Here is a 23,647-nt window from a genome sequence, read left to right on the forward strand (position 1 = left end):
GCGTCCGGTGGCCGCTCTCACGGCGTCCGCGCCGTCATCGCGGCCTCCGGCCCCGCCGACCCTCCCGGCCCCGCCGAGAGACGCCTCCGGGCGTCCCTCAGCGGGGCCGCGGTGTGAAGCGGTGCAGCCCCGAGGGCGTCACCGCCGCGTGCACCGGGCGGTCGTGGGCCTCCTCGGGGACCTCCTCCAGCAGCTCGCCGTCGTGGAGCAGCACCACCAGCGCCGGATCCGCCCCCGCGCGCGCCAGCCGCTCCAGCACCCGGTCGTACGAGCCGCCGCCGCGGCCCAGCCGCATGCCGCGCCGGTCCACCGCGAGCCCGGGGAGCAGTACGGCGTCCGCTCCGGTCACCGCCTCCGGTCCGAGCCGCGGCCCGACCGGCTCCAGCAGTCCGCGCCGGGCGGGCGCCAGCTGCTGCGGCCCCTCGTCCTCGCCCCAGTCGAGATCGTTGTCGGCCAGCAGGACCGGCAGCAGCACCCGTACGCCCCGGGCGCGCAGCGCCTCGCGCAGGGCGTGCGTACCGGGCTCGCTGCCCAGGGAGACATAGGCGGCCACCGTGCCCGCGTCCGCCAGCTCCGGGAGCTCCAGCGCACGACACGCCAGGGCGGCCGCGGCCGCCTCGATGTCATCCGCGGTCAACCTGGATCTCACCGCCAGGAGACGCCGGCGCAACTCGCGCTTACTACCGTCGGTCGTGATCACTGAGTGCACAAACTTCCTGTCTCATGTCATATTCACTGAATCCTCATCATCCGCCTCAAAGGCACCAGATAGGGTTCTGTACATGACTCAATCGCGTACTCGGATCAGCAAGGCTGTCATCCCCGCCGCGGGACTGGGCACCCGCTTTCTTCCGGCCACCAAGGCCACCCCCAAGGAGATGCTGCCGGTCGTCGACAAGCCGGCGATCCAGTACGTCGTCGAGGAAGCCGTCACCGCCGGTCTCTCCGACGTCCTCATGATCACCGGCCGTAACAAGCGGCCGCTGGAGGACCACTTCGACCGCAACTATGAGCTCGAGGAGACCCTGACGCGCAAGGGGGACGAAACCCGTCTCGCCCGCGTCCAGGAGTCCAGCGATCTCGCGACCATGCACTATGTGCGCCAGGGCGACCCCAGGGGTCTTGGCCACGCGGTGCTGTGTGCCGCTCCGCACGTCGGTGACCAGCCCTTTGCCGTCCTCCTCGGCGACGATCTCATCGATGCCCGTGACCCGCTGCTGTCCCGCATGGTGGAGGTGCAGGAGCAGCACGGCGGCAGCGTCATCGCCCTGATGGAGGTGGATCCCGCCCAGATTCACCTCTACGGCTGCGCCGCCGTCAAGCCGACCGTCGACGAGGGGGTCGTCCAGGTCACCGGTCTGGTGGAGAAGCCGGACCGCGCCGACGCGCCCAGCAACTACGCCGTCATCGGCCGCTACGTGCTGGACCCGGCCGTCTTCGACGTGCTCCGCAGGACCGAGCCGGGGCGCGGTGGCGAGATCCAGCTCACCGACGCCCTCCAGGCGCTGGCCGCCGATTCCGACCTCGGCGGCCCGGTCCATGGTGTGATCTTCAAGGGCCGTCGGTACGACACAGGAGACCGTGGGGACTATCTGCGTGCCATTGTCAGACTCGCGTGCGAACGTGAAGACCTGGGCCCGGACTTCCGGGACTGGCTTCGCAGTTACGTCACCGAGGAGATGTAGCACCTTGAGCAGCACCGCAGCACGGGCCACCGAGCAGCGCCCGGACGAGGACCGTGTCTGGACGGTGTCCGAGCACCTCGACGACATCCTCGGGCACATCCATCCGCTGGAGCCCATCGAGCTGCAACTGCTCGACGCCCAGGGCTGTGTCCTGGTCGAGGACATCACCGTCCCCGTCGCCCTCCCGCCCTTCGACAACAGCTCCATGGACGGCTACGCCGTGCGGACCGCTGATGTCGCGGCGGCCACGAGGGATCACCCTGCGGTGCTCACCGTCATCGGCGACATCGCGGCGGGCAGCGGTGAGCTGCCCGCCGTGGGTCCCGGTGAGGCCGCCCGGATCATGACCGGCGCTCCCATGCCGCCCGGCGGCCAGGCCGTGGTCCCCGTGGAGTGGACCGACGGCGGCTTGGACAACGGGCCGGTCACCTCTATGCGGGCGCGGGGTGACGGGCCGGACGGCGGCAGCGGCAGGGTGCGGGTCTACCGCCCGGCCGAGGAAGGCCAGCATGTGCGCACCCGGGGCAGCGACGCGGGCGCGGGCGAGCTGGCGCTGCACGCCGGCACCGTCCTCGGGCCGCCGCAGATCGGGCTGCTGGCCGCCGTCGGCCGCGCCACCGTCAAGGTCCGCCCGCGGCCGCGGGTCGTGGTGCTGTCCACCGGCAGCGAGCTGGTCCAGCCCGGCGAGGAGGTGGGCCCCGGCCGTATCCACGACTCCAACAGCTACCAGCTCACCGCCGCCGCCCGGGACGCCGGTGCCATCGCCTACCGGGTCGGCGCCGTCGCCGATGACGCGGCCACCCTCCGCTCCGCCGTCGAGGACCAGTTGGTGCGCGCCGACATCGTCGTCACCAGCGGCGGCGTCAGCGTCGGCGCGTACGACGTGGTGAAGGAGGCGATGCACGAGGTCCGGTTCCGCAAGCTGGCGATGCAGCCCGGTAAGCCCCAGGGCTTCGGCCGCGTCGGCCCGGACGCCACCCCGCTGCTCGCCCTCCCCGGGAATCCGGTGAGTTCGTATGTCTCCTTCGAGCTGTTCGTGCGGCCGGTGATCCGCACCATGCTCGGTGGCGGCGGGGTCCACCGGCCCGTCCTGCGGGCGGTGTGCCCCGGGGGCGTCGAGTCCTCCCCTGAGGGCAGGCGTCAGTTCCTGCGCGGCTGGTACGAGCCGTCGGCGGGGGAGGAGCCGGGCACCGTCACCCCTGTGGGCGGTGCTTCATCCCATCTGATCAAGGCCATGGCCCAGGCCAATGCGCTGATCGTGGTCCCTGAGGAGGCCACCGCGGTGGCCCCCGGCGCCGAAGTGGACGTCCTCCTGCTCACCTAGGACGTCGTCACGGCGGGTACGGTGTCGTCCCACAGGAGCCGCGCGGCCCGGACCGGGAGAACGATGAGCAGCGCCCAGGACCATCTCACCCACCTCGACCAAGCGGGCGCAGCGCGCATGGTCGACGTCTCGGCCAAGGACGTCACCGCGCGCACCGCCCGCGCCAGTGGCCGTGTGCTCGTGGCGCCCCGCGTGGTCGAACTGCTGCGGGGCGAGGGCGTACCCAAGGGCGACGCCCTCGCGACGGCCCGGATCGCGGGCATCATGGGCGCCAAGCGCACCCCCGACCTCATCCCGCTCTGCCATCCGCTCGCCGTGTCCGGCGTGACGGTGGACCTCACGGTCGCCGACGACGCGGTCGAGATCACCGCCACGGTGAAGACCACCGACCGCACGGGCGTGGAGATGGAGGCCCTTACGGCCGTCTCCGTGGCCGCGCTGACGGTGGTCGACATGGTCAAGGCCGTCGACAAGGGCGCCGTGGTCACCGACATCCGGGTCGAGGAGAAGACGGGTGGCAAGTCCGGCGACTGGAGCCGGACATGACCGGCGCGCCCACGCCGCACCGCCGCGCCCTGGTCGTCACCGCCTCCAACCGCGCCGCCGCCGGGGTCTATGCCGACAAGGGCGGTCCACTGATCGCCGAGGGGCTGGCCGGGCTGGGGTTCGCGGTGGACGGCCCGCGGGTGGTGCCCGACGGTGAACCGGTGGAGGCGGCGCTGCGGGAGGCGGTGGCCGCCGGGTACGACGTGGTCGTCACCACCGGCGGCACCGGACTCACCCCCACCGACCGCACCCCCGAGGCCACCCGCGCCGTACTGGACCGTGAGGTCCCCGGAATCGCGGAGGCGATCCGCGCCGAGGGGCTCGCCAAGGTGCCCACGGCGGCGCTCTCCCGGGGGCTCGCCGGGGTCGCCGGGACGACGCTGGTGGTCAACCTCCCCGGCTCCACCGGAGGAGTGCGCGACGGGCTCGCGGTACTCGGCCGCGTCCTGGTGCACGCCGTCGACCAGATCCACGGCGGTGACCACCCCAGACCCGTCGAGTCCGCCGGTCCCGCCGAGTCCACCGGTCAGGCCGGTCCCGCCGGGAGCCCGCGCTGAACGCCCCCTGGCCGGTGGTGCTGGCCGACGGCGATACGGTCCTCCGCCCGATAAGACTGCGCGACCAGCGCGCCTGGCGTGAGGTCAATCAGCGCAACCGGGAGTGGCTGCGGCCCTGGGAGGCCACCATCCCGCCGCCCCCGCCGGGCGGCCCGGTCACCCACCGGCCCACCTACCGGCAGATGGTCCGCCATCTGCGCGCCGAGGCGCACGCCGGGCGGATGCTGCCGTTCGTCATCGAGCACCGGGGGCGGCTGGCGGGGCAGTTGACGGTCGCAGGGATCACCTGGGGCTCGATGTGCTCGGGCCATGTCGGCTACTGGGTCGACGAGGCGGTGGCCGGACGCGGGGTGATGCCGACGGCCGTGGCCCTCGCCGCCGACCACTGCTTCCGCACCATCGGACTGCACCGGATCGAGGTCTGTATCCGCCCGGAGAACATGCCCAGCCGTCGGGTGGTGGAGAAACTCGGATTCCGCGAGGAGGGGCTCCGGCCCCGCTATCTCCACATCGACGGGGCATGGCGCGACCACCTGGTCTTCGCCCTCACCGTCGAGGAACTGTCCGAAGGCTTGCTGGCGCGCTGGCACCGGACCCGACCAGGCGCATCACAGAAATAAAAAATCTGTTCGAATTAAGCTCGTACATTTCCGGTCCGGTCATCTCATCAATCACAAAAAACTTTTGAGATATCAGCCAGATCGTGCGACACACCGCGCCAATTGGCGGATGGCCTCATGCGGACCCCTCTACCGTGTGAGCGTGAGCAGCAGTGGCCTCATCTACGCAGTCATCGTCGGGGCCTGGGCCGCCTATTTGGTGCCGATGTGGCTTCGGAGGCAGGACGAGCTGAATGAGGCCCGTCCGACGGAACGCTTCAGCACCGCCATCCGGCTGCTGTCCGGACGGGCGGGCATGGAGCGCCGTTACGCCAAGGGGCTGGAGGACGAGCGCCGGAGGGGCCCGGAGGACCCGGCGGAGCGCGCCGCCGAGGACGTGGACGCCCCCGAGGCCGGGGGCGGCGCGGCCGAGCCGGAGCGCTTCACGGTCGACCCGGACGCGCTGACCGACGCGATCGACGTCCGGGTCTTCGCCGACCCCGTGACCTTGCGCGCACCCGTTCCCACGGCCGTCGCGGCGTCGTCCGCCGAGCCCACCGCCCCGTCGGGCGCGAAGGCCGGACGCGGTGAGTCCGCCCTCGACCGTGGACGGCGCGCGCGTGTGCTCGCGCGCCGCCGCCGCACCACCGTGATCCTCTTTGTCGTCTTCACCCTGGGCGCGATCGTGGCGGCGGTCGGCGGACTGGCCTTCCTGTGGGCCCCGGCCATCCCGGCCATACTGCTCAGCGCGTACATCGGCTACCTGCGCAGCCAGGAGCGCCGCCGCTTCACCTTCACCATGGACCAGCGCCGCGCCGAGCAGGCCGCACAGCGCCTGCGTGAGCGCCGCCCGCGCCCCCACGCCTCCGACGCCGCCGCGTCCGACGGGGCCGGGCCCGCCGATCCCCCCGCCCCCGACGAGGCCGAGCCCGCCGCGCCGCGGGCGGCCTCCGCCCGCGCGGCGGGGCGCCGGGCGCTGGTCGAGCAGACCGACCACGCGGAGTGGGTGGACCAGGAGCGCGAGCGGGAGCGCGGCCCGGCCGCCGGAGACGGCTGGGAGCCGGTCCCGGTGCCGCTGCCGACCTATGTCACCGCGCCGGTCGCCCCGCGCGCCACCGGCAGCGTCGACCTGGCCGCCCCCGACGCCTGGAGCTCCGCGCGCTCCAGCACCGTCGAGCCCGCCCAGGACCCCGCCCCGGCCCCGTCCGCGGAGCCCGCCCCCACCCGCGGGCGCCCGGCGTCCCCCTCCCGCCGCCCCCGCGAAAGCGGTCGCACCCCGCTCTTCGACCAGTACGCGGACGAGGACCGGCCCCGTGCCGCCAACGAGTGATGTGCACTCCACTGACCAGCGCGGAACGGATTTCCGAGCACCCCGCGCGGGATGCTAGAGTTTCACTCGTTGCAAGGGCCTGTGGCGCAGACTGGTAGCGCACCTCGTTCGCATCGAGGGGGTCAGGGGTTCAAATCCCCTCAGGTCCACCAGCGCAACTGACAGAATCCCGCCCGGTCTCCGTGACCGGGCGGGATTTTTGTGTGTGGACGGGCGGGGGAAATAGGGTCGTTGTCCGGAGGGGCAGGGGCCTAGCGTGCGGGCATGCTCACTTCAGCTCTTGCGTTCGCCAGTGTCGCCGCGCTGATCAATATCACTCCGGGTCTGGACACCCTGCTGGTGTTGCGGACCTCCGTGTCCCAGGGGCGCTCCGCCGGGCTCGTCTCCGCACTCGGGATCCTCACCGGATGTGTGGTGTGGGGGATCGCGACCGCCGTCGGGCTCACCGCGTTGCTGACCGCCTCACGGGTGGCGTACGACGCCCTGCGGATCGCGGGTGCCGCGTATCTCGTGTGGCTCGGGGCGTCGGCGTTGTGGCGGTCGAGGCGCGGCGGGTGGGACGAGGGCGCGCCTGAGGTGGAGGTGGAGACGCGGGGGCGGTGGGCCGCGTTCCGGGCGGGGCTGGGCACCAATCTGCTCAACCCCAAGGCCGGGGTGTTCTATATGAGCCTGATTCCGCAGTTCACCCCGGACGGGGAGTCCGTGTTCACCATGACGCTGCTGCTCACGGCCATCGGCATGGTCGAGTTGGCGATCTGGTACTGGGTGGTCTCGGGTGCCGCCGCCGCGCTGGCGGACCGGCTTCGTCGGCCCGCGTTCCGGCGGCGGATGGAGCAGGTCAGCGGGGTCGCCTTCGTCGGCTTCGCCGCCAACCTGCTGGCTGACGGAGGGAGGACCGCCTGACCCTGTGTCAGGTGAGTGGCTTCTCCGGGGTGTTCGGGGTGTTCGGGGTGGTCAGGCTGTTCGGGGTGTGAGCCAGGTGTGGACGGCGGCCGTGTCGGTGAAGAAGTTCGGGCCCCGGGAACCGCAGGGCTTGCCCGCGGTCTCCATGCCGAAGCTGAAGACGCCCACCACCTCTCGTCTGCCGTGCCGCCGGGCCACCAGCGGGCTCCCGCTGTCACCGGTACAGGCCACGGCGTGCCCGCGGCCGCAGAGGACGGGTGTGCCGTCCACCGGGGCCGGGGTGGCGGGGGCGCAGGAGGCGTCCGGCCGGAGCCGGTAGGTGCCGCGGCGCAGGACGTCACCGCGGGTGTCGGGACTGGTGAGGCCGTGGCCGTACAGGGTCGCGGAGGCGCCGGGGGACGGTGCCGTACGGGCGACGGGGAGCGTGGGCACCTCGCGTACCGGGCGGTCGAGGGTGACCACCGCGATGTCGTACGCCGCGCTGGAGGCCGCGGGGTTGCCGGGGTCCTGTGGGGAGGGCAGCAGCCGGTAGCGGGGATGGATGTCGACCTCCGCGATCCCCGCCACCCGGCCGGGATTCCCCGAGAGCACCCGTGCGCCGATGTGGTACTCGCCGCTCCGCGGCAGATCGTCGACGGTGAGGCAGTGCGCGGCGGTGAGCACCTTGGTGGGCGCGATCAACGCGCCGCCGCACGAGGCGCGGCGGAGCAGCGGACCGTCGCCCTTGACCGCGAGGGTGGCCGTCCATGGCGCCTCACGGTCGTCGTGGACCGGCTCCCCGCCCGCGACGGCCTGCGCAGCGGTGGCGGGGAGGAGGACCGCGGTGGCCGCCGCGGTGAGCAGGGAGCCCATCGCCGCGGCTGTGCGCCGGACGCGGTGGCGGCCCCGCCGGTGCTCGGGGCTGTTGTCGTTGCGGTCGTTCAGCATCCGCCCAGCGTCGCGGTGTTGAGGTCACCGTGCCTCCGGGGCGGACCCTGGAACGACCCTGAGACCGGGCCCCGACTCCTTTCGGGGGGAGCGCCCCCAGGGGTCGTGGCGTGGCTTGATCTCGGCCTTACCGTTCAGCCGTTCGATGTCATGAAATCGTGCGGAGGGCGTTCTTGTTGTGTGCGGGCCGTGGGACAGATGAGGGTTCCGGGCGGGGACCCAGGCATAGTAGATGCCTGCTCCAGTCGGTGGGCCATGGCGGGAAACCGCCGCACCACCACCACGGCAACGCTCAGCAGAACACAGCACAACGCAGCACAACACAGGGGGATAGGGCTTCATGCCACTCATACGACGCTCGGCCGTGGCGGCCGCCGCCGTGACCGCGCTGCTCGCGGTCTCCGCCGCGGCCTGTGGACCGGGTGACGACAAGGCCGGCGCCGATACCAGCGCCTCGAAATCCAGCGGGGATCAGCAGGCCAAGGACGGGATCGAGCTGCCCGACGGCGTCCCGACCAGCCTGGAGGATCTGAAGCAGTGGAAGGAGGGCGGCTGGAAGGACTGGGACGACTGGGCGCGCAAGGCGTCCGAATTCGCCAATCCCGTCATCAAGAACTTCTGGCAGCCGTCCCGGATGGCCAAGGCGGAGGACGCGCCGCACACCGCCGCCGCGCAGACCACGGGCCAGAACGACGCGGCCACCGATCCCGAGCCGCCCGCGGTTCCGGCCAAGCAGGTCTCGCGGCCGTACCACCAGAACATGGCGCCCGTCGGGAGGGTGTTCTTCGACAGCCCCAAGGGGCCGATGGTGTGCTCCGGCACGGTCGTCCAGGACCCGGCCCACCCGGGCAAGTCCAATCTGGTGTGGACCGCGGGCCACTGTGTGCACGCCGGTAAGAAGGGCGGCTGGATGCGCAACATCGTGTTCGTGCCGTCGTACAACGACAAGGGGCTTTCCGCGCGGAACGCGCAGAGCGCCGCGCAGCGGGACGTCAGCCCGTACGGCGTGTGGTGGGCCGACTGGTCGCAGACCTCGTCGCAGTGGATCGACACCGGCGGTGAGACCGGCGGGGTCAGCTCCTCTTACGACTTCGCGGTGCTGCACCTGAAGCCGGAGAACGGCGGCGGCAAGTCGCTCGAGGAGACGGTCGGGGCCGCGGTGCCGGTGTGGTTCGGGGCGCCCTCGGCGAACCGCGTCAGCTCGATCGGGGCGTACGGCTATCCGGCGGCGCCGCCGTACGATGGGGCGAAGATGTTCAACTGCACGAGCCGCCCGGGCCGGCTGTCGTTCTCGCCCACCGCGCCGACGATGTACCGGATCGGCTGCTCGATGACCGGCGGCACCTCCGGCGGTGGCTGGTTCGTGAACCGCGGCGGCAAGACGGTGCTGGTGTCCAACAGCTCCATCAGCTCCTACGGGCACACCTGGCTCGCGGGGCCGCACCTGGGCACCGAGGCGAAGGGCGTCTTCGACGCCATCAGCAAGAAGTACGCCGGGAAGCGGTAGACACCGCACCACACCGAAGAGGGCCCGCTCCGGAGCCGGGGCGGGCCCTGCTGTCAGCGGGCACCGGCGCGCGGCGCACGGTGCGCGTCCCCGTCCTCGCCGTCAGCGGCCAGGAGCTTGCCGAAGCAGCGGCTGCTCTCATGGAAGCGGTAGACACCGAACTTCGGAATCGGCGCATAGCCGGACGAGGTGTACAGCGCGATGGCCTCGGGCTGTCTGGTGCCGGTCTCCATGATGATCCGTCGCCGTCCCGCCGCGCGGGCGCTGTCCTCCAGGGTGGCGAGCAGCAGCCGGGCCAGACCGCGGCCGCGCGCCGCCCGGACCACAAACATCCGCTTGACCTCGGCGTCGCCGTCCGCGTGGCCCTCCTCGTCGCGGTCCCGGCACCGCCAGCCGCCACTGGCGATCGGAGTGCCGTCGGGGTCGTAGGCGATCAGGTAGAGGCCGTGCGGCGGGGCGAAGTCGGCGGCGTCCACAGGGCTCACGTCCCCCTCGCCGTAGCGCTCCGCGTACTCCGCCTGTACCTGGCGATTGAGCGCGATGGCGTCAGGGTGGTCATAGCCAACAGTCCGGATATTCATGCGGAGGATCGTACGTCTATGCGGCGATGGCGGACAGCGGATTTTTCTGTCGTATCGTGCCGTGGTGCTCACCGTGACGACCGTGAATGTGAACGGGCTGCGCGCCGCGGCCAAGAAGGGCTTCGTGCCCTGGCTCGACGGCACCGCGGCCGATGTGGTCTGCCTCCAGGAGGTCCGGGCCGAACCTTATGAGCTGCCCGACTCCGTCCGGGAGCCGGACGGCTGGCATGTGGTGCACGCCCCGGCCGCGGCCAAGGGCCGGGCGGGGGTGTCGGTGTTCGCGCGGCGTGAGCTCGAGGCGGTGCGCGTCGGCTTCGGGTCCGCGGAGTTCGACGGCAGCGGCCGCTACGTGGAGGTCGATCTGCCGGGTGTCACCGTCGGCAGCCTCTATCTGCCCTCGGGTGAGGTGGGCACCGAGCGGCAGGACGAGAAGGAGCGCTTCATGGCGGAGTTTCTTCCGTATCTGACGGAGCTCCGCGGGCGGGCGGCGGCCGATGGCCGGGAGGCGCTGGTGTGCGGCGACTGGAACATCGCCCATCAGGAGGCCGACCTGAAGAACTGGAAGGCCAACCAGAAGAAGTCGGGCTTCCTGCCGGAGGAGCGCGCCTGGCTGTCACGCGTGCTGGACGAGGCGGAGTACGCGGATGTGGTGCGCGGCTTGCATCCGGAGGTCGCGGGTCCCTACTCCTGGTGGTCCTACCGGGGCCGGGCGTTCGACAACGACGCGGGCTGGCGCATCGACTACCAACTCGCGACCGCCGGGCTGGCCGGGCGCGCGCTGAAGGCCGTCGTGGAGCGCGCCGCCGCGTACGACCAGCGGTGGAGCGACCACGCGCCGGTGACCGTGACCTACGGCTCGGCTCACTGATCCATGAGCCAGGGCTCGGCTCGCTGATCCGTGTCCTGGGGCTCGGCTCGCTCATCCTTGGGCCGGGCTCCGTCCGGGCCTTCGCTTCCGGCCCGCTCGCGCAGCCACTCCTCGACGCCCTCCCGTATCCGGCGGTCCATGGCCATCGACAGCTCCGCGTCCACCGCGGCCTTGGCCAGCGGCCGCAGCCGCTCCGCCGTCTCGCTGATCCGGGCGGCGTACTCCGCGTCCGACCCCGGCCCGGCCGCCGTCTCCGCCAGGAGGTCGGCCAGCACATGGGTGCGCAGCAGTTCGGTGAAGGTCCCGGCGATCGCGTCCACATGGACGCGCAGTTCGCGTCCGGCGGCGAGCACGGCGGCCAGCGGTACGCCCTGCTCCACGAGGCTGTGCGAGGCGTCCAGCAGCCGCTGGCTGATGTGCACGATCTCATCCCCGTCGACCCGGACATAGCCGATGTCGAGTGAGGTGCTCAGGTTCTCCGGGGTGACCTCGCCCTCGAAGTAGTCGGCGAGTGCCTCGGGGGTGAGCCGGACCGGGGTCTCCTCGGACCACGACGGCATCCCGTCCAGCCCGGCCAGCCCGCTCGCTCCGCTCGTCCCGTCCATCCCGAGGAGCTCGCCCACGTCCCGGCGGCCGCTGTCGAACGCGGCGATCAACTCCGCGATCCCGCCCAGGGTGTGGCCGCGCTCCAGCAGCGCCCCGATCGTCCGCAGCCGGGCCAGATGGTGTTCGTTGTACCAGGCGATCCGGCCTTCCCGACGGGGCGGTGGGATGAGCTTGCGCTCCCGGTAGAAACGCAGGGTGCGCACGGTGATACCGGCCTTGTCGGCCAGCTCGCCCATCCGGTACTCGGCCACCTCGTCCGCTCCGCTCGTCGCCACAGGGGCAGCCTATGCGGCCGCCGTTGGAATGCGACCGCCGGTAACTTCCTTGTCCACAGCCCCTACCGCTAGGTACCCCGCTGCCTTACGCTCCCATTGTGCCAGTGATTGCTGGCGCGGTTCCGAGTGTTGCGGGAGGCGGCGGCATGGCTGGGCTGACGCGTGAGCACGTCCGGGTGGCGGTGATCGGATCCGGGTTCGGCGGGCTGGGGGCGGCCGTGCGGCTGCGCCGCGCGGGCATCACCGACTTCGTGGTCCTGGAGCGGGCGGACGCCGTCGGCGGGACCTGGCGTGACAACAGCTATCCGGGCTGCGCCTGCGATGTCCCGTCCCACCTCTACTCCTTCTCCTTCGCGCCCAACCCCGACTGGCCGCGCAACTTCTCCGGGCAGCCGCATATCCGCGCCTATCTGGAGCGCGTCGCGGACACCTTCGGGCTCCGCCCGCATCTGCGCTTCGGCGCCGAGGTGCGGTCCCTGCGCTGGGACACCGCCGCGCTGCACTGGGAGGTCGAGACCGTACGCGGCAGCCTTACCGCCGATGTGGTGGTCAGCGCCACCGGACCGCTGTCCGATCCGCAGATCCCGGACATCCCCGGTCTCGACGGCTTCCCCGGCAAGGTCTTCCACTCCGCCCGCTGGGACCACGGCTTCGCACTGCGCGGCAAGCGGATCGCGATGGTCGGCACCGGCGCCTCGGCCATCCAGATCGTCCCCGCCATCCAGGAGCAGGTGGGCAGGCTCACCCTCTTCCAGCGCACCCCGCCCTGGGTGCTGCCCCGGATGGACCGCCGGATCAGCGGTGTCGAGCGCTGGCTGCACGGCAGGGTCCCGGCCACCCGCGCGCTGAGGCGCGGGGTGCTGTGGGGGCTGCGGGAGCTCCAGGTCGGTGCCTTCACCAAGCGGCCGAACGAGCTGGGGCTGATCGAGCGGATGGCCGCCGCCCATATGAAGCGCGCGGTCAAGGACGCCCGGCTGCGCGCCGTGCTGACCCCCGACTACCGCATCGGCTGCAAGCGCATCCTGCTCTCCAACGACTACTACCCGGCGCTGACCCAGCCGCATGTGGAGGTGGTCGACTCGGGGCTGACGGAGGTGCGCGGGTCCACGCTGGTGGCCGCCGACGGCACCGAGACCGAGGTCGACGCGATCGTCTTCGGCACCGGCTTCCATGTCACCGATGTGCCCATCGCCCAGCGGGTGACCGGGGTCAACGGCACCACGCTCGCGGAGGAGTGGAAGGGCGGGATGGAGGCGCTGCGCGGCAGCACCGCCGCCGGATTCCCCAACTTCCTGACCATCATCGGGCCCAACACCGGCCTCGGGAACAGCTCGATGATCCTGATGATCGAGGCCCAGCTGAACTATATGGCGGACTTCATGCGCCAGTTGGACGTGCTGGGCGGCAAGGTCGCGCTCGACGCCCGGCCGTCGGCGGTGCGCGCCTATAACGACATGGTCCAGCGGCGGATGGAGCGCACCGTGTGGAATTCGGGCGGCTGCGACAGCTGGTATCTGGACAATGGGCGCAACACCACCCTGTGGCCCGGCACCACCAGCGAGTTCAAGAAGGTCACCCGCCGGGTGGACCTCGCCGAGTACCAGGTGCTGCGGCCCGCGGCGGTGCCCGCCAAGGCCACCGTCTCCACCGCCGGCGCGGGGCGGGAAGCCCGGTGAGCCGGCGGTCCGCGGCCCTCGCCTCCGGCCCGTACGCCCCGCCCGTCCCGGACCGTGAGCTGACCGTGGTCTCGGCCGACGGCAGTCGGCTCCACGCCGAGCTGCACGGCCCCGAGGACGCCCCCGCGGTGGTCCTCGCCCACGGCTGGACCTGCTCCACCGCCTTCTGGGCCCCCGTGCTGCGCATCCTCGGCGCCGACCACCGGGTGGTGGTGTACGACCAGCGCGGCCACGGCCGCAGCCCGGCCCCGGGGCCCGGCGGCTACGGCACCCAGGCGCTCGCCGACGATCTGGCGGCCGTCCTGGACCAGAGCCTGCCACCGGGCCGCCGCGCCGTGGTGGTGGGCCATTCACTGGGCGGGATGACGCTGCTGGCCGCCGCCGGACGTCCCCAACTGCGCGAGCGCGCCGCCGCGGTGGTGCTGTGCAGTACCGGCGCCGCACGGCTGGTGGACCGGGCGCGGGTGGTGCCGCTGCGCGCCGGGCGGCTGCGCAGCCGGGTGCAGCGGGCGGTGCTGGGCTCGCGCGCCCCGCTCGGCCCGGTCACCCCGCTCGGCAAGCGGGTGCTGCGCTACGTGACGATGGGGCGCGGTGCGGAGCCCGTGATGGTGGAGGCGTGCGCGCGGATCGTACACGCCTGCCCCCGTACCGTGCGCGCCGCGTGGGGCCAGGTGCTCGCCGAGCTCGATCTCGAGACGCGGATCGCCGAGCTCACCATGCCCGCGGCCGTGATCGTCGGCACCGCGGACCGGCTCACCCCGCCCGAGCACGCCCACGCCCTGGTGGCCGGGTTGCCGCGGTGCACGGGCCTCACCGAGCTGCCGGGGCTCGGCCATATGACCCCGGTCGAGGATCCGGCGGCGGTCGGCGCGGTGATCCGTGGCCTGACCGCCACCTATGGACAGCCGGCAGAACCGGTTGCGGAAGCAGCCGCCGACGCGGAGGAGCAGACGACATGAGTGCGCGCAGGAGCCTGGACGGCAAGGTCGCGGTGGTGACGGGCGCGGCGCGGGGCGTCGGTGAGCTGCTCGCCCGCAAACTGTCCGCGCGTGGTGCCCGGGTGGCACTGGTGGGGCTGGAACCGGACGAGCTCAAGCGGGTGTCGGAGCGGCTGATGACCGAGTCCGACCACTGGTGCGCCGATGTCACCGACTCCGAGGCGATGGCGCGGGTCGCGCGGGAGGTCGTGGAGCGCTTCGGCTCGGTGGACATCGTCTGTGCCAACGCCGGGGTGGCGCAGGGGGGTCCGTTCCTGGACACGGACGAGACGTCCTGGCGGCGGGTGATCGAGGTCAATCTGCTGGGCAGCGCCACCACCGCCCGCGCCTTCCTGCCCGCGCTGCTCGCCAGCCGTGGCTATCTGCTCCAGATAGCCTCGCTCGCCGCGATCACCCCGGCGCCCATGATGACGGCGTACTGCGCGTCCAAATCCGGCGTCGAGGCGTTCGCCCACTGTCTGCGGGCGGAGGTGGGTCACCGCGGGGTGCGGGTCGGGGTCGGCTATCTCAGCTGGACCGACACCGATATGGTGCGCGGCGCCGACCGGGACGAGGTGATGCGGGAGTTGCGGCAGCGGCTGCCCTGGCCCGCCAACCGCACCTATCCGCTGGGCCCGGCCGTGGACCGGCTGGTGGCCGGGATCGAGCGCCGCTCGGCGCATGTGTACGCGCAGTGGTGGCTGCGCGGGATGCAGTCGGTGCGCGGCTATCTGCCCGCGATCATCGGGGCGGTGGGCGGACGCGAGATGCGCCGGGCCGAGCCACGGCTCGCGGCCACCCGTGAAGAGCGCGGCGGTCTGGTGGGAGAGGGCGGAGCGGCCGATGAGCAGGCCCGCACGGCGGCCACCCAGCGTCACCAGTAACGCTCCGTGGCCCGCGCTGACCTGCGCCTTTCTCCTGAACTCCGGTCCGAAATGCGCAGCGTGTCGCTGCGTGTAACTCTTGTCGGGCCCGACCCCCCTTCACCCGATGAGGAGTGACACTCATGGGCACGATGGACGAGTTCAACGAGAAGGCTCAGCAGGGCAAACGCCAGGCGCAGGGCGAACGGAGCCGTCAGCAGCAGCGCGGTCAGAAGGCCGGTGAGCGCACGGAGGCCGGTGAGCGCATGGAGGAGCGTGCCCGTCAGGACATGGGTGCCACTCCGCAGGACCGGCCGCGCAACCGGCCGCAGGACCGTGAGCGTGCCCAGCGCATGAGCCAGGAGCGCCGTCAGAAGGGCGAGGGCGAGCGCCAGGACAAGGACAAGGGCGAGGGCATGGGTCAGGGCAAGAAGGAGATGCGCGACCAGGAGCCCTTCGAGGAGATGTGACGTCCCGCGGCTGACGCCGGGGCGCCGCCCGGCCGGAGTCGGAGGGCAACGAGGGGCGCGTTCCTGAGGGAACGCGCCCCTTGGCCGTACCGCCCTTGGCCGTACCGCCCTTGGCCGTACCGCCCTTGGCCGTACCGCCCTTGGCCGTACCGCCCTTGGCCGTACCGCCCTTGGTCTTGCCGGTGGCGGTGGCTCAACTCCCGGCGCGCGGCGGGAGTTCGGGGCGCCGCAGATCCGGCACATCCGCGTAGTCGGGCGGGGTCGCCGGCGGATGGCGCTCCAGCAGTTCCAGCGCCGTGCGGACCGCGACACCGAGCTGTGGATGGCGTCCCTCGGCCCAGTCCAGCGGGGAGCGCAGCGCCTCGATATCCGGCTCCACCCCGTGGTTCTCGACGCCCCAGCCATAGGCGTCGAACCAGGCGGCGTTCATCGGCACGGTGATCGCCGTACCGTCGCCCAGGAGATGGCGCCCGGTCATCCCGACCACTCCGCCCCAGGTACGCAGCCCCACCACCGGGCCGATGCCCTGCACCTTGATGGCCGCGGCGATCATGTCGCCGTCGGAGGAGGTCATCTCGTCGGCGACGGCCACGACCGGCCCACGCGGCGCGTTGCTGGTGTACGACACGGGCTGGGCGTCGCGGGTGAGGTCCCAGCCCATCACCGTGCGGGTGAGCTTCTCGACCACCAGCTCACTGATGTTGCCGCCCGCGTTGCCCCGGACGTCCACGATCAGCGCGGGCAGCGACATCTCCCGGCGTACATCGCGGTTGAACTGGGCCCAGCCCGAACCGCCCATATCGGGGATGTGCAGATAGCCGCACCTCCCGTCGCTCAACTCCCTGACCACCGCGCGGCGTTTGGCCACCCAGTCCTGGTAGCGCAGCGGCCGGTCGTCGATCAGCGGGACGACCGCGACCCGGCGCGGCGGTCCCTCGCCGTCCGCCGACGTGAAGGTGAGCTCCACCGTGGTGCCGCCCGCCGCGGTCAGCAGCGGATGGGGACCGGCCAGCGGATCCACCGGACGTCCGTCGACATGGGTGAGGGCGGCGCCCTCCCGGATGCCCGCCCCGGCCAGCGGCGAACGCGCCCGGGAGTCGGAGGACTCCCCGGGCAGGATCCGGGAGACGATCCAGGCGCCCTCCTTGGTGCGGGCGAAGTTGGCGCCCAGCAGTCCGATGGGGCGCTGGTAGTGGGCCGGGCCCTCATTGCGGCGGGCGGGGCTGACATAGGCGTGGGAGGTGCCCAGCTCACCCATCACCTCACGCAGCAGATCGGCGAACTCGTCGGGGGAGGCGACCCGTTCGACCAGCGGCCGGTACTGGTCGAGCACCCCGTCCCAGTCGATACCGCACATTCCCGGCTCCCAGAAGTAGGCCCGGGTGATCCGGCCCGCCTCCTCGTACGCCTGCCGCCACTCGGCCGCCGGATCGACGGTGTGCTGGAGCCTGCGCATATCGATATGGACCGTGGAGTCGCTGTCGCCGGACTCGGTGGCGGGGACTGCCTGGAGATCGCCCTCGTCGTTGACGACCAGCCGGGAGCCGTCGCCGCTGACCGCGAACCAGTCCAGTTCCTCGGTGAGTTCGGTGCGCTTGGCCTTGGCCAGGTCGAAGTGTTCCAGGGTGGGGCGGGCGGAGGTGTCGGCCGGATTGGCGAACGTCTCGCCGAGCGCGCCGGAGATCGGCCAGCGCAGCCACACCAGTCCGCCGCCGCTGACCGGATGCAGCGAGGAGTACTTGGAGGCGGGCACCGGGAAGACGGTGACCCGGCTCGGCAGCCCCTCCACCTCGACGGCGACGGTCCCGTCGCTCTCGGCCGCGCGCTCGTCCGGGTCGAGCCCGCCCGCCGCCGGGCGCCCCTCGGGGGACAGCGCGAAGGGGGAGGGGGTCGCGGAGGACAGCGGTACGAGATAGGGGCGGCAGCCGAGGGGGAAGGAGAGGTCACCGGTGTGCACGTCGTAGACCGGGTCGAAACCGCGCCAGGAGAGGAAGGCGAGATAGCGGCCGTCGCTGGTGAAGACCGGCTCCTCGTCCTCGAACCGGCCGTTGGTCACATCGACGGTCGTCCGGTCCGACAGCCGGGCGATCTTGATGGAGCGCAGGGAACGTCCGATGCCCGGATGGGACCAGGCCAGCCAGGCGGAGTCGGGGGAGAAGGCGAGATCGCCCACCGGGCCGTTGAGCGACCGCACCAGCTCGGTGACCTCGCCGTCCCCCTCGGGGGAGGTGTCCACCAGCAGCAGCCGCCCGTCGTGGGAGGCCACCGCGAGGCGGCCGCCGTCGGGGGCGGGCTCCACCTCGTGCACCCGGCCCAGCTTCCCGGCGGCCAGCCGTCGCGATTCGCCCGCCTCGGTGGCCCGCGGCAGGTAGGCGATCTCGATCGCGTCCTCGCCCTCGGCGTCCGTCACATACGCCACCCGGCCCGTGGCGCCCAGGATCGAGGGCAGCCGCACCCGGACCCCGGGGGTGTCGGCGAGGGTGCGGGCAGGGCCGTCGCGGTGGGTCAGCCAGTACAGGCTGCCGCGGACGCACACCGCGCTGGCGCGGCCGGTGGCGTCCACCGCCAGCGAGTCGACATGGGAGGCGGCCGGTACCTGATAGGGCCGCCGCCCGGCCCGCGGCCCGCCCAGCCGTACGGGCAGTCTGCGCGGTACGGAGTCCGGGCCGAGGTCGTCCACCAGCCACAGGTCGCCCGCGCACTGGTAGATCACGCGGGAGCCGTCGGTCGAGGCGTGCCGGGCGTAGAAGTCCTCGTGGTCGGTGTGGCGGCGCAGATCGGAGCCGTCGGGCAGACAGGAGTAGAGGTTGCCGATGCCCTCGTGGTCGGAGAGGAAGGCGATCCGGTCGCCGACGAACATCACCGAGTCCAGATGGCCGCCCAGGTCGGGCACCAGCCGGGTGCCGTGCAGCCACAGCCGCCCCGTCGCCCCGCCCCGATAGCGCTTCCAGGAGGCGGGCTCATGCGGCGGTTTGCCGTTGAGGAGGAGGGTGCGGCGCTCGCCGTCCAGATCGGCCACGGCGATATCGGACACCGGACCCCACGGCAGCCGTCCGCCGGGGCCGCCGTCGGTGGACAGGCTGTAGGCCCAGGAGAAGTAGGAGAAGGGCTGGCCGTGGGAGGAGACGGCGAGGATCTGGGAGTGGCCGTCGGCGTCCGGGGGCGTCCAGCCGCAGACCCGGGCGTCCGTACTGCCCCAGTAGCTCAGCCGCCGGGACGGGCCGCCGTCCACCGGGGCGAGATAGATCTCCGGATCCAGGGTGCGCCAGGTGGTGAAGGCGATCTGGGAACCGTCGGGGGAGAACCGGGGATGGCCCACCCGGGTACGGTCCACGGTCAGCCGCCAGGCGCGCCCCGGAGTCTCTCCCGGAGCGGCCAGTGGCGCCACCCACAGATCGTCTTCGGCGGCGAAGCAGAGCAACTCGCCGTGCAGATGGGGAAATCGCAGATACGCGCGGTCATGATCGCTGGCAGGGCCGGGTGGTTCGCGGTGTGGGTCGCTCACTCCACCCATGTTTTCGGGCTCGGCGACCGGGAGCAACTCGGTTCTGTGACGGACACCACCAGCGAAACGGATCGGTTTCGCTGGCCGGGGGCTTATGCTGATGAGGTACGAAACCGTTTCGTTCGGAGGGAGGCGCCCCATGCAGGCTGTGGACCAGCAGACAGAAGACCAGCCCACCGCCCGGGTGCGCCGTAGCCGGCTGTCCCCCGAGCGTGAGCGTGAGCTCCATGAGGCCGTCGTCGAGATGCTTCAGGAGGTCGGGTACGACGCGCTGACGATGGACGCCGTCGCGGCCCGTACCCACTCCAGCAAGGCCACGCTCTACCGCCAGTGGAAGAGCAAGCCGCAGCTGGTGGCCACCGCTCTGCGGTGTACCAAGCCGGTCCTGCTGGAGGATGTCGACACCGGGTCGCTGCGCGGTGATCTCCATGAGATCGCGCGGTGTTCGGAGCCCGCGAGGGAGCGGGACATGGCACTGATGAGGGGGCTCGCCCAAGCCGCCCATGATCATGAGGATCTCCAGGAAGCCCTGCGCGAGTTGTTGATCTATCCCGAGATCGACGCGCTCAACGCCCTGCTGCGCCGTGCAGTCGACCGGGGTGAGGTCGCCGCCGACGCGCCCGCCCTGCACTACATCCCGCACATGGTGTGCGGCGCGTATGTCTCCCGCCAGTTCATCGAGGCGAAAGAGCCCGATCTCGAGTACCTCAGGGACTTCATCGATGCCGTGATCCTCCCCGCTCTCGGCGCCTGACCTTCCCCCCCAAACTCCCCGCACCACCCGAATTCCCCACCCTCATAACCTCATAGGCTCCACTCGGCGCGCCGCTCTCGTCGCCGGCTGGGCATCCCGACCTGTTCGTGCCAACTATTCGACGGGAGCACTTCTTCTCGTGGCCACGTTCCTGTACAAACTCGGCCGTTTCGCCTTCCGGCGACGCGGTTTCGTCGCCCTGATATGGGTGGCGCTGCTGGTGGTCGCCGGTGTCGGCGCAGCCACCGCCACGCCGCCCGCCAACGACAACTTCTCCGTCCCGGGTACGGAGGCCCAGAAGGCGTTCGACCTGCTGGAGGAGCGCTTCCCGGGCAGTAGCGCCGACGGCGCCACCGCGCGTGTGGTCTTCCGCGCGCCGGACGGCGAGAAGATGACGGACCCGGCGAACAAGAAGGCCGTCAAGAAGGTCATCGCCGAGCTCAAGTCCAGCTCCGACCAGGTCGCTTCGGTCGCCGACCCCTATGCCGCCAAGGGGGTCAGCAAGGACCGCTCCACGGCGTACATCCTGACCACCTACAAGGTCAACTCCATGGAGCTGGACGACAAGACGCGGGACGCCCTGGAGGACGCGGGTGAACACGCCCGTGGCTCCGGGATGACCGTGGAGATCGGCGGTGACGCGCTCCAGGAGATGCCCGAGACCGGTGCCACCGAGGTGATCGGTATCGCGATCTCCGCCGTGGTCCTCGCCATCACCTTCGGCTCGCTGGTCGCGGCCGGACTGCCGCTGCTGACCGCGTTGATCGGCGTCGGTATCGGTATCTCCTCGATCACCGCGCTGGCTTCCACCCTCGGCCTGTCCAGTACCACCTCGACACTGGCGATGATGATCGGCCTCGCGGTCGGTATCGACTACGCGCTGTTCATCGTCTCCCGCTACCGGGCGGAGCTGGCCGAGGGACGGGACCGGGAGGAAGCGGCCGGACGGGCCGTGGGCACCGCGGGTTCTGCGGTGGTCTTCGCCGGGCTCACCGTGGTCATCGCCCTGGTCGGCCTCGCGGTGGTCAACATCCCCGTGCTGTCCAAGATGGGCTTCGCCGCCGCGGGCACCGTGGTGATCGCCGTTCTCATCGCGATCAGCCTCATCCCGGCGCTGCTCGGCTTCGCGGGCAAGCGGGTCGTCAGCCGCAAGGCCCGCAAGGCCGCCGAGAAGGGCGCCGACACGGGCGAGAAGAAGGAAAACGCCGGTACCCGCTGGGCCCGGTTCGTACTGCGCCGCCCGCTGATGGTGCTGGTGGTGGCGGTTCTCGGCCTCGGTGTGGCCGCGGTCCCGGCGGCGAGCCTGGAGCTCGGCCTGCCCGACGATGGCTCGCAGCCGACCAGCACCACCAAGCGCAAGGCGTACGACATGGTGTCCGAGGGCTTCGGCCCCGGGTTCAACGGCCCGCTGATGGTGACCGTCGACACCAAGAACAGCGACGACGCCAAGGGCGCCGCCAACGAGGTCCGCAAGACCATCAAGGGGATCGACGGCGTCGCCGGGGTCAGCCCGGCCACCTTCAACAAGGCCGGTGACACCGCGATGCTGTCGGTGGTGCCGAAGTACAAGCCCAGCAGCATCGACACCGAGCATGTGGTCGCCGATATCCGCGACAAGGCGGATTCGGTCAAGTCCGACACCGGCGCCGAGATGCTGGTCACCGGGCAGACCGCGATGAACATCGATATCTCGCAGAAGCTCAATGACGCGCTGATGCCCTATCTGGCGCTGGTGGTCGGCCTGGCCTTCCTGCTGCTGATGGTCGTCTTCCGGTCCATCCTGGTCCCGCTCAAGGCGGCGCTCGGCTTCCTGCTCTCCGTGATCGCGGCGCTCGGCGCGGTCGTGGCGGTCTTCCAGTGGGGCTGGCTGTCCAGCCTGTTCAACGTGGAGGAGACCGGCCCTGTGATGAGCATGATGCCGATCTTCATGATCGGTGTGGTGTTCGGTCTCGCGATGGACTACGAGGTCTTCCTCGTGACCCGGATGCGGGAGGCGTATGTCCACGGCGAGCGTCCGGGCCAGGCCGTGGTCACCGGCTTCCGTCACGGTGCCCGGGTGGTCACCGCCGCCGCGGTCATCATGATCAGCGTCTTCGCCGGATTCATCGGCTCCTCCGAGTCGATGGTGAAGATGATCGGCTTCGGCCTCGCCATCGCGGTCCTCTTCGACGCGTTCATCGTCCGTATGGCGATCGTCCCGGCGGTGCTCGCCCTGCTCGGCAAGTCCGCGTGGTGGCTGCCGCGCTGGCTGGACAAGGCGCTGCCCAACGTGGATGTGGAAGGTGAGCAGCTCCAGAAGCACCTCACCGCCGACGCCTCGGCAGCGGAGAAGGACGCGGAGCTGACGCGCGTCTGATCCGGGGGTGTCCACGGGACGCCCACCGCGCCCTTGGCGGCCTTCCCCTGAGCGGAAGGCCGCCATCGGCGTTTTTTGCGATGTCACCGCTCTTGCGAGCCATTCGCATGTAGGCGCTACCATCGAGCGGAACTCGCAGCTCAGGAGCGGAGCCCCGGATGCATGTCCCCGACGGATTCATCAACGCCCCGGTATCGGCGGCGACCGGTGTGGTCGCTGTCGCCGCCGTCGCGGTCAGTCTCCGCGGTGCCCGCCGGGAGCTGCTGGACACGGCGGGCGGGCCCGCCGGTGGTGCCGGTGCGGGCGGCGGGGAGCGCACCGCGCCACTGGCGGGCCTGGTCGCCGCCTTCATCTTCGCCGTACAGATGCTGAACTTCCCGGTGGCCGCCGGGACCAGCGGACATCTGCTGGGCGGCGCGCTGGCGGCGATACTCGTCGGCCCCTACACAGGGGTGCTGTGTGTCTCCGTGGTGCTGCTGATGCAGGGGGTGCTGTTCGCGGACGGCGGTCTCACCGCGCTCGGCGTCAACATCACGGATATGGCGGTGGTCACCACCGTCGTGGCGTACGCGATCTTCCGCGGGCTGCTGAAGCTGGCCCCGGGCCGCCGCCGTACGGTCACGGTCGCCTCCTTCGTGGCGGCGCTGGTCTCCGTACCGGCCGCGGCGGCCGCCTTCACCGGGCTCTACGCGCTGGGCGGCACCACCGACGTCGCCATCGGCAAGGTCTTCACGGCCATGTTCGGGGTGCATGTGCTCATCGGCATCGGTGAGGCGGCCATCACCGCGCTCACCGTCGGCGCGGTGATGGCCGTCCGCCCGGACCTGGTCTACGGCGCGCGCGGACTGGCCGTCCGCCCCCTGGAGTTGCGCAACACCGGCCAGGTGGCCACCCCCGGCGCGCCCGCCCCGGCCCCCGCCGCCGCGCGGACGGCCGAGGAGCCCGAAGCCGCCGCGGCCCCGGCGGCCGCGGTGGACACCGCTCCGGCCACGGCCCCGGCACCGGCCGCCGCCCCGCGCCGCTCCGCGCGGCGGGTCTGGCTGGCCGGTCTCGCCGCCGCCCTGCTCTGCGCCGGAGTGGTCAGCTTCTACGCCTCCGCCAGCCCCGACGGGCTGGAGAAGGTCGCCGCCGACAAGGGCATCGACAAGAAGACCGAGGACCACGCCACCGAGGACTCCCCACTCGCCGACTACGGCGTCGCGGACATCACCGACGCCCGGCTGTCCGGCGGCCTCGCCGGGGTCATCGGGGTCGGCGCCACCCTCGCCGTGGGCACCGGGGTCTTCGTGGTGGTACGCAAGCGCAGGTCGGCGGCCGAGCCCGCCGGAACGGCCTGAG

At 71.7% G+C, this 23,647-nt stretch carries 21 protein-coding genes and 1 tRNA gene; 17 read left to right on the plus strand and 5 right to left on the minus strand.

The genetic code is table 11. The features are described from left to right. Window positions 1-97: 97 nt before the first annotated feature. Complete coding sequence (locus tag AB0C66_RS01930) at window positions 98-697, minus strand: 5-formyltetrahydrofolate cyclo-ligase (protein WP_362433292.1); 600 nt, start codon at window positions 695-697, stop codon at window positions 98-100. Window positions 698-782: 85 nt separating this feature from the next. Here AB0C66_RS01930 and galU point away from each other — a divergent pair, with 85 nt between their 5' ends. The 8 genes from galU (at window position 783) to AB0C66_RS01970 (ending at window position 6,944) form a co-directional block, all read left to right on the plus strand. After that, the gene (gene galU, locus AB0C66_RS01935) at window positions 783-1,685 is read left to right on the plus strand and encodes a UTP--glucose-1-phosphate uridylyltransferase GalU (RefSeq protein ID WP_362431576.1); all 903 of its coding nucleotides are present in this window, start codon (window positions 783-785) and stop codon (window positions 1,683-1,685) included. Between the two features lie 4 nt (window positions 1,686-1,689). Then, a complete protein-coding gene (gene glp / locus AB0C66_RS01940; RefSeq protein WP_362431578.1) occupies window positions 1,690-3,009 on the plus strand; it encodes a gephyrin-like molybdotransferase Glp in 1,320 nt (439 codons plus the stop codon). 63 nt (window positions 3,010-3,072) lie between these two features. Next, entirely contained in the window at window positions 3,073-3,555 is a 483-nt protein-coding gene (moaC, locus tag AB0C66_RS01945) for a cyclic pyranopterin monophosphate synthase MoaC (protein ID WP_362431581.1), read from the plus strand. Further along, complete coding sequence (locus AB0C66_RS01950; RefSeq protein ID WP_362431583.1) at window positions 3,552-4,112, plus strand: MogA/MoaB family molybdenum cofactor biosynthesis protein; 561 nt, start codon at window positions 3,552-3,554, stop codon at window positions 4,110-4,112. The genes moaC and AB0C66_RS01950 overlap by 4 nt, the downstream gene beginning before the upstream one ends. Next, window positions 4,109-4,732: a GNAT family protein gene (locus AB0C66_RS01955; RefSeq protein ID WP_362433294.1), complete on the plus strand. Its 624-nt coding sequence runs from the start codon at window positions 4,109-4,111 to the stop codon at window positions 4,730-4,732. The genes AB0C66_RS01950 and AB0C66_RS01955 overlap by 4 nt, the downstream gene beginning before the upstream one ends. 142 nt (window positions 4,733-4,874) lie before the next feature. Next, window positions 4,875-6,041, plus strand: coding sequence for a gephyrin-like molybdotransferase receptor GlpR (gene glpR, locus AB0C66_RS01960; protein ID WP_362431585.1), 1,167 nt, complete (start codon window positions 4,875-4,877; stop codon window positions 6,039-6,041). 75 nt (window positions 6,042-6,116) lie between these two features. After that, window positions 6,117-6,193 (plus strand) — tRNA-Ala (locus tag AB0C66_RS01965). Between the two features lie 112 nt (window positions 6,194-6,305). Further along, window positions 6,306-6,944 carry a LysE family translocator gene (locus AB0C66_RS01970; RefSeq protein WP_362431587.1) on the plus strand — a complete coding sequence of 213 codons (639 nt, stop codon included), beginning with the start codon at window positions 6,306-6,308 and terminating at the stop codon, window positions 6,942-6,944. A 51-nt stretch (window positions 6,945-6,995) separates the two neighbouring features. Here the strand turns inward: AB0C66_RS01970 and AB0C66_RS01975 are convergent, their stop codons facing one another. Further along, the gene (locus AB0C66_RS01975; RefSeq protein WP_362431589.1) at window positions 6,996-7,871 is read right to left on the minus strand and encodes a trypsin-like serine protease; all 876 of its coding nucleotides are present in this window, start codon (window positions 7,869-7,871) and stop codon (window positions 6,996-6,998) included. 340 nt (window positions 7,872-8,211) lie between these two features. Here AB0C66_RS01975 and AB0C66_RS01980 point away from each other — a divergent pair, with 340 nt between their 5' ends. After that, window positions 8,212-9,378, plus strand: a complete 1,167-nt coding sequence (locus AB0C66_RS01980) for a hypothetical protein (protein WP_362431591.1) — start codon at window positions 8,212-8,214, stop codon at window positions 9,376-9,378. Window positions 9,379-9,431: 53 nt separating this feature from the next. On the opposite strand, the gene AB0C66_RS01985 is transcribed toward AB0C66_RS01980, so the two are convergent. Next, the gene (locus tag AB0C66_RS01985) at window positions 9,432-9,959 is read right to left on the minus strand and encodes a GNAT family N-acetyltransferase (protein ID WP_362431594.1); all 528 of its coding nucleotides are present in this window, start codon (window positions 9,957-9,959) and stop codon (window positions 9,432-9,434) included. 64 nt (window positions 9,960-10,023) lie between these two features. Here AB0C66_RS01985 and AB0C66_RS01990 point away from each other — a divergent pair, with 64 nt between their 5' ends. Continuing rightward, complete coding sequence (locus tag AB0C66_RS01990; protein ID WP_362431596.1) at window positions 10,024-10,827, plus strand: exodeoxyribonuclease III; 804 nt, start codon at window positions 10,024-10,026, stop codon at window positions 10,825-10,827. On the opposite strand, the gene AB0C66_RS01995 is transcribed toward AB0C66_RS01990, so the two are convergent. After that, window positions 10,821-11,669 carry a MerR family transcriptional regulator gene (locus AB0C66_RS01995; RefSeq protein WP_362433296.1) on the minus strand — a complete coding sequence of 283 codons (849 nt, stop codon included), beginning with the start codon at window positions 11,667-11,669 and terminating at the stop codon, window positions 10,821-10,823. The two genes, AB0C66_RS01990 and AB0C66_RS01995, sit on opposite strands and share 7 nt — an antisense overlap. Before the next feature lie 185 nt (window positions 11,670-11,854). Between AB0C66_RS01995 and AB0C66_RS02000 the strand changes: the two genes are divergently transcribed. The 4 genes from AB0C66_RS02000 (at window position 11,855) to AB0C66_RS02015 (ending at window position 15,694) form a co-directional block, all read left to right on the plus strand. Next, window positions 11,855-13,384, plus strand: a complete 1,530-nt coding sequence (locus AB0C66_RS02000; RefSeq protein WP_362431599.1) for an NAD(P)/FAD-dependent oxidoreductase — start codon at window positions 11,855-11,857, stop codon at window positions 13,382-13,384. Further along, window positions 13,381-14,343 carry an alpha/beta fold hydrolase gene (locus AB0C66_RS02005; protein WP_362431602.1) on the plus strand — a complete coding sequence of 321 codons (963 nt, stop codon included), beginning with the start codon at window positions 13,381-13,383 and terminating at the stop codon, window positions 14,341-14,343. The genes AB0C66_RS02000 and AB0C66_RS02005 overlap by 4 nt, the downstream gene beginning before the upstream one ends. Next, on the plus strand, window positions 14,340-15,245 hold the full coding sequence (locus AB0C66_RS02010; RefSeq protein ID WP_362431604.1) for an SDR family oxidoreductase: 906 nt from the start codon (window positions 14,340-14,342) through the stop codon (window positions 15,243-15,245). The genes AB0C66_RS02005 and AB0C66_RS02010 overlap by 4 nt, the downstream gene beginning before the upstream one ends. A 122-nt stretch (window positions 15,246-15,367) precedes the next feature. Continuing rightward, window positions 15,368-15,694, plus strand: a complete 327-nt coding sequence (locus AB0C66_RS02015) for a hypothetical protein (RefSeq protein ID WP_362431606.1) — start codon at window positions 15,368-15,370, stop codon at window positions 15,692-15,694. A gap of 193 nt (window positions 15,695-15,887) precedes the next feature. Here the strand turns inward: AB0C66_RS02015 and AB0C66_RS02020 are convergent, their stop codons facing one another. After that, entirely contained in the window at window positions 15,888-19,199 is a 3,312-nt protein-coding gene (locus AB0C66_RS02020; RefSeq protein ID WP_362431608.1) for a S41 family peptidase, read from the minus strand. Between the two features lie 139 nt (window positions 19,200-19,338). Between AB0C66_RS02020 and AB0C66_RS02025 the strand changes: the two genes are divergently transcribed. The 3 genes from AB0C66_RS02025 to AB0C66_RS02035 all read left to right on the plus strand — a co-directional run bounded on the left by AB0C66_RS02025 (window position 19,339) and on the right by AB0C66_RS02035 (window position 23,646). Further along, entirely contained in the window at window positions 19,339-19,953 is a 615-nt protein-coding gene (locus AB0C66_RS02025) for a TetR/AcrR family transcriptional regulator (protein ID WP_362431611.1), read from the plus strand. 139 nt (window positions 19,954-20,092) lie between these two features. After that, entirely contained in the window at window positions 20,093-22,309 is a 2,217-nt protein-coding gene (locus AB0C66_RS02030) for an MMPL family transporter (protein WP_362431613.1), read from the plus strand. 158 nt (window positions 22,310-22,467) lie between these two features. Continuing rightward, window positions 22,468-23,646 (plus strand): energy-coupling factor ABC transporter permease, encoded by a 1,179-nt coding sequence (locus AB0C66_RS02035; protein ID WP_362431615.1) that lies wholly within the window; start codon window positions 22,468-22,470, stop codon window positions 23,644-23,646. Window position 23,647: the final 1 nt, after the last annotated feature.

The sequence above is a fragment of the Streptomyces sp. NPDC048636 genome, assembly GCF_040650655.1.
Classification (GTDB): Bacteria; Actinomycetota; Actinomycetes; order Streptomycetales; family Streptomycetaceae; genus Streptomyces.

What these genes read in the sequence shown, in the direction of transcription:
- galU (WP_362431576.1), top strand. Translation starts at nt 783, where the DNA reads ATGACTCAATCGCGTACTCGGATCAGCAAGGCTGTCATCCCCGCCGCG.
- moaC (WP_362431581.1), top strand. Translation starts at nt 3,073, where the DNA reads ATGAGCAGCGCCCAGGACCATCTCACCCACCTCGACCAAGCGGGCGCA.
- AB0C66_RS01950 (WP_362431583.1), top strand. Translation starts at nt 3,552, where the DNA reads ATGACCGGCGCGCCCACGCCGCACCGCCGCGCCCTGGTCGTCACCGCC.
- AB0C66_RS01970 (WP_362431587.1), top strand. Translation starts at nt 6,306, where the DNA reads ATGCTCACTTCAGCTCTTGCGTTCGCCAGTGTCGCCGCGCTGATCAAT.
- AB0C66_RS01975 (WP_362431589.1), bottom strand. Translation starts at nt 7,871, where the DNA reads ATGCTGAACGACCGCAACGACAACAGCCCCGAGCACCGGCGGGGCCGC.
- AB0C66_RS01980 (WP_362431591.1), top strand. Translation starts at nt 8,212, where the DNA reads ATGCCACTCATACGACGCTCGGCCGTGGCGGCCGCCGCCGTGACCGCG.
- AB0C66_RS01985 (WP_362431594.1), bottom strand. Translation starts at nt 9,959, where the DNA reads ATGAATATCCGGACTGTTGGCTATGACCACCCTGACGCCATCGCGCTC.
- AB0C66_RS01995 (WP_362433296.1), bottom strand. Translation starts at nt 11,669, where the DNA reads ATGGGCGAGCTGGCCGACAAGGCCGGTATCACCGTGCGCACCCTGCGT.
- AB0C66_RS02000 (WP_362431599.1), top strand. Translation starts at nt 11,855, where the DNA reads ATGGCTGGGCTGACGCGTGAGCACGTCCGGGTGGCGGTGATCGGATCC.
- AB0C66_RS02010 (WP_362431604.1), top strand. Translation starts at nt 14,340, where the DNA reads ATGAGTGCGCGCAGGAGCCTGGACGGCAAGGTCGCGGTGGTGACGGGC.
- AB0C66_RS02015 (WP_362431606.1), top strand. Translation starts at nt 15,368, where the DNA reads ATGGGCACGATGGACGAGTTCAACGAGAAGGCTCAGCAGGGCAAACGC.
- AB0C66_RS02025 (WP_362431611.1), top strand. Translation starts at nt 19,339, where the DNA reads ATGCAGGCTGTGGACCAGCAGACAGAAGACCAGCCCACCGCCCGGGTG.
- AB0C66_RS02035 (WP_362431615.1), top strand. Translation starts at nt 22,468, where the DNA reads ATGCATGTCCCCGACGGATTCATCAACGCCCCGGTATCGGCGGCGACC.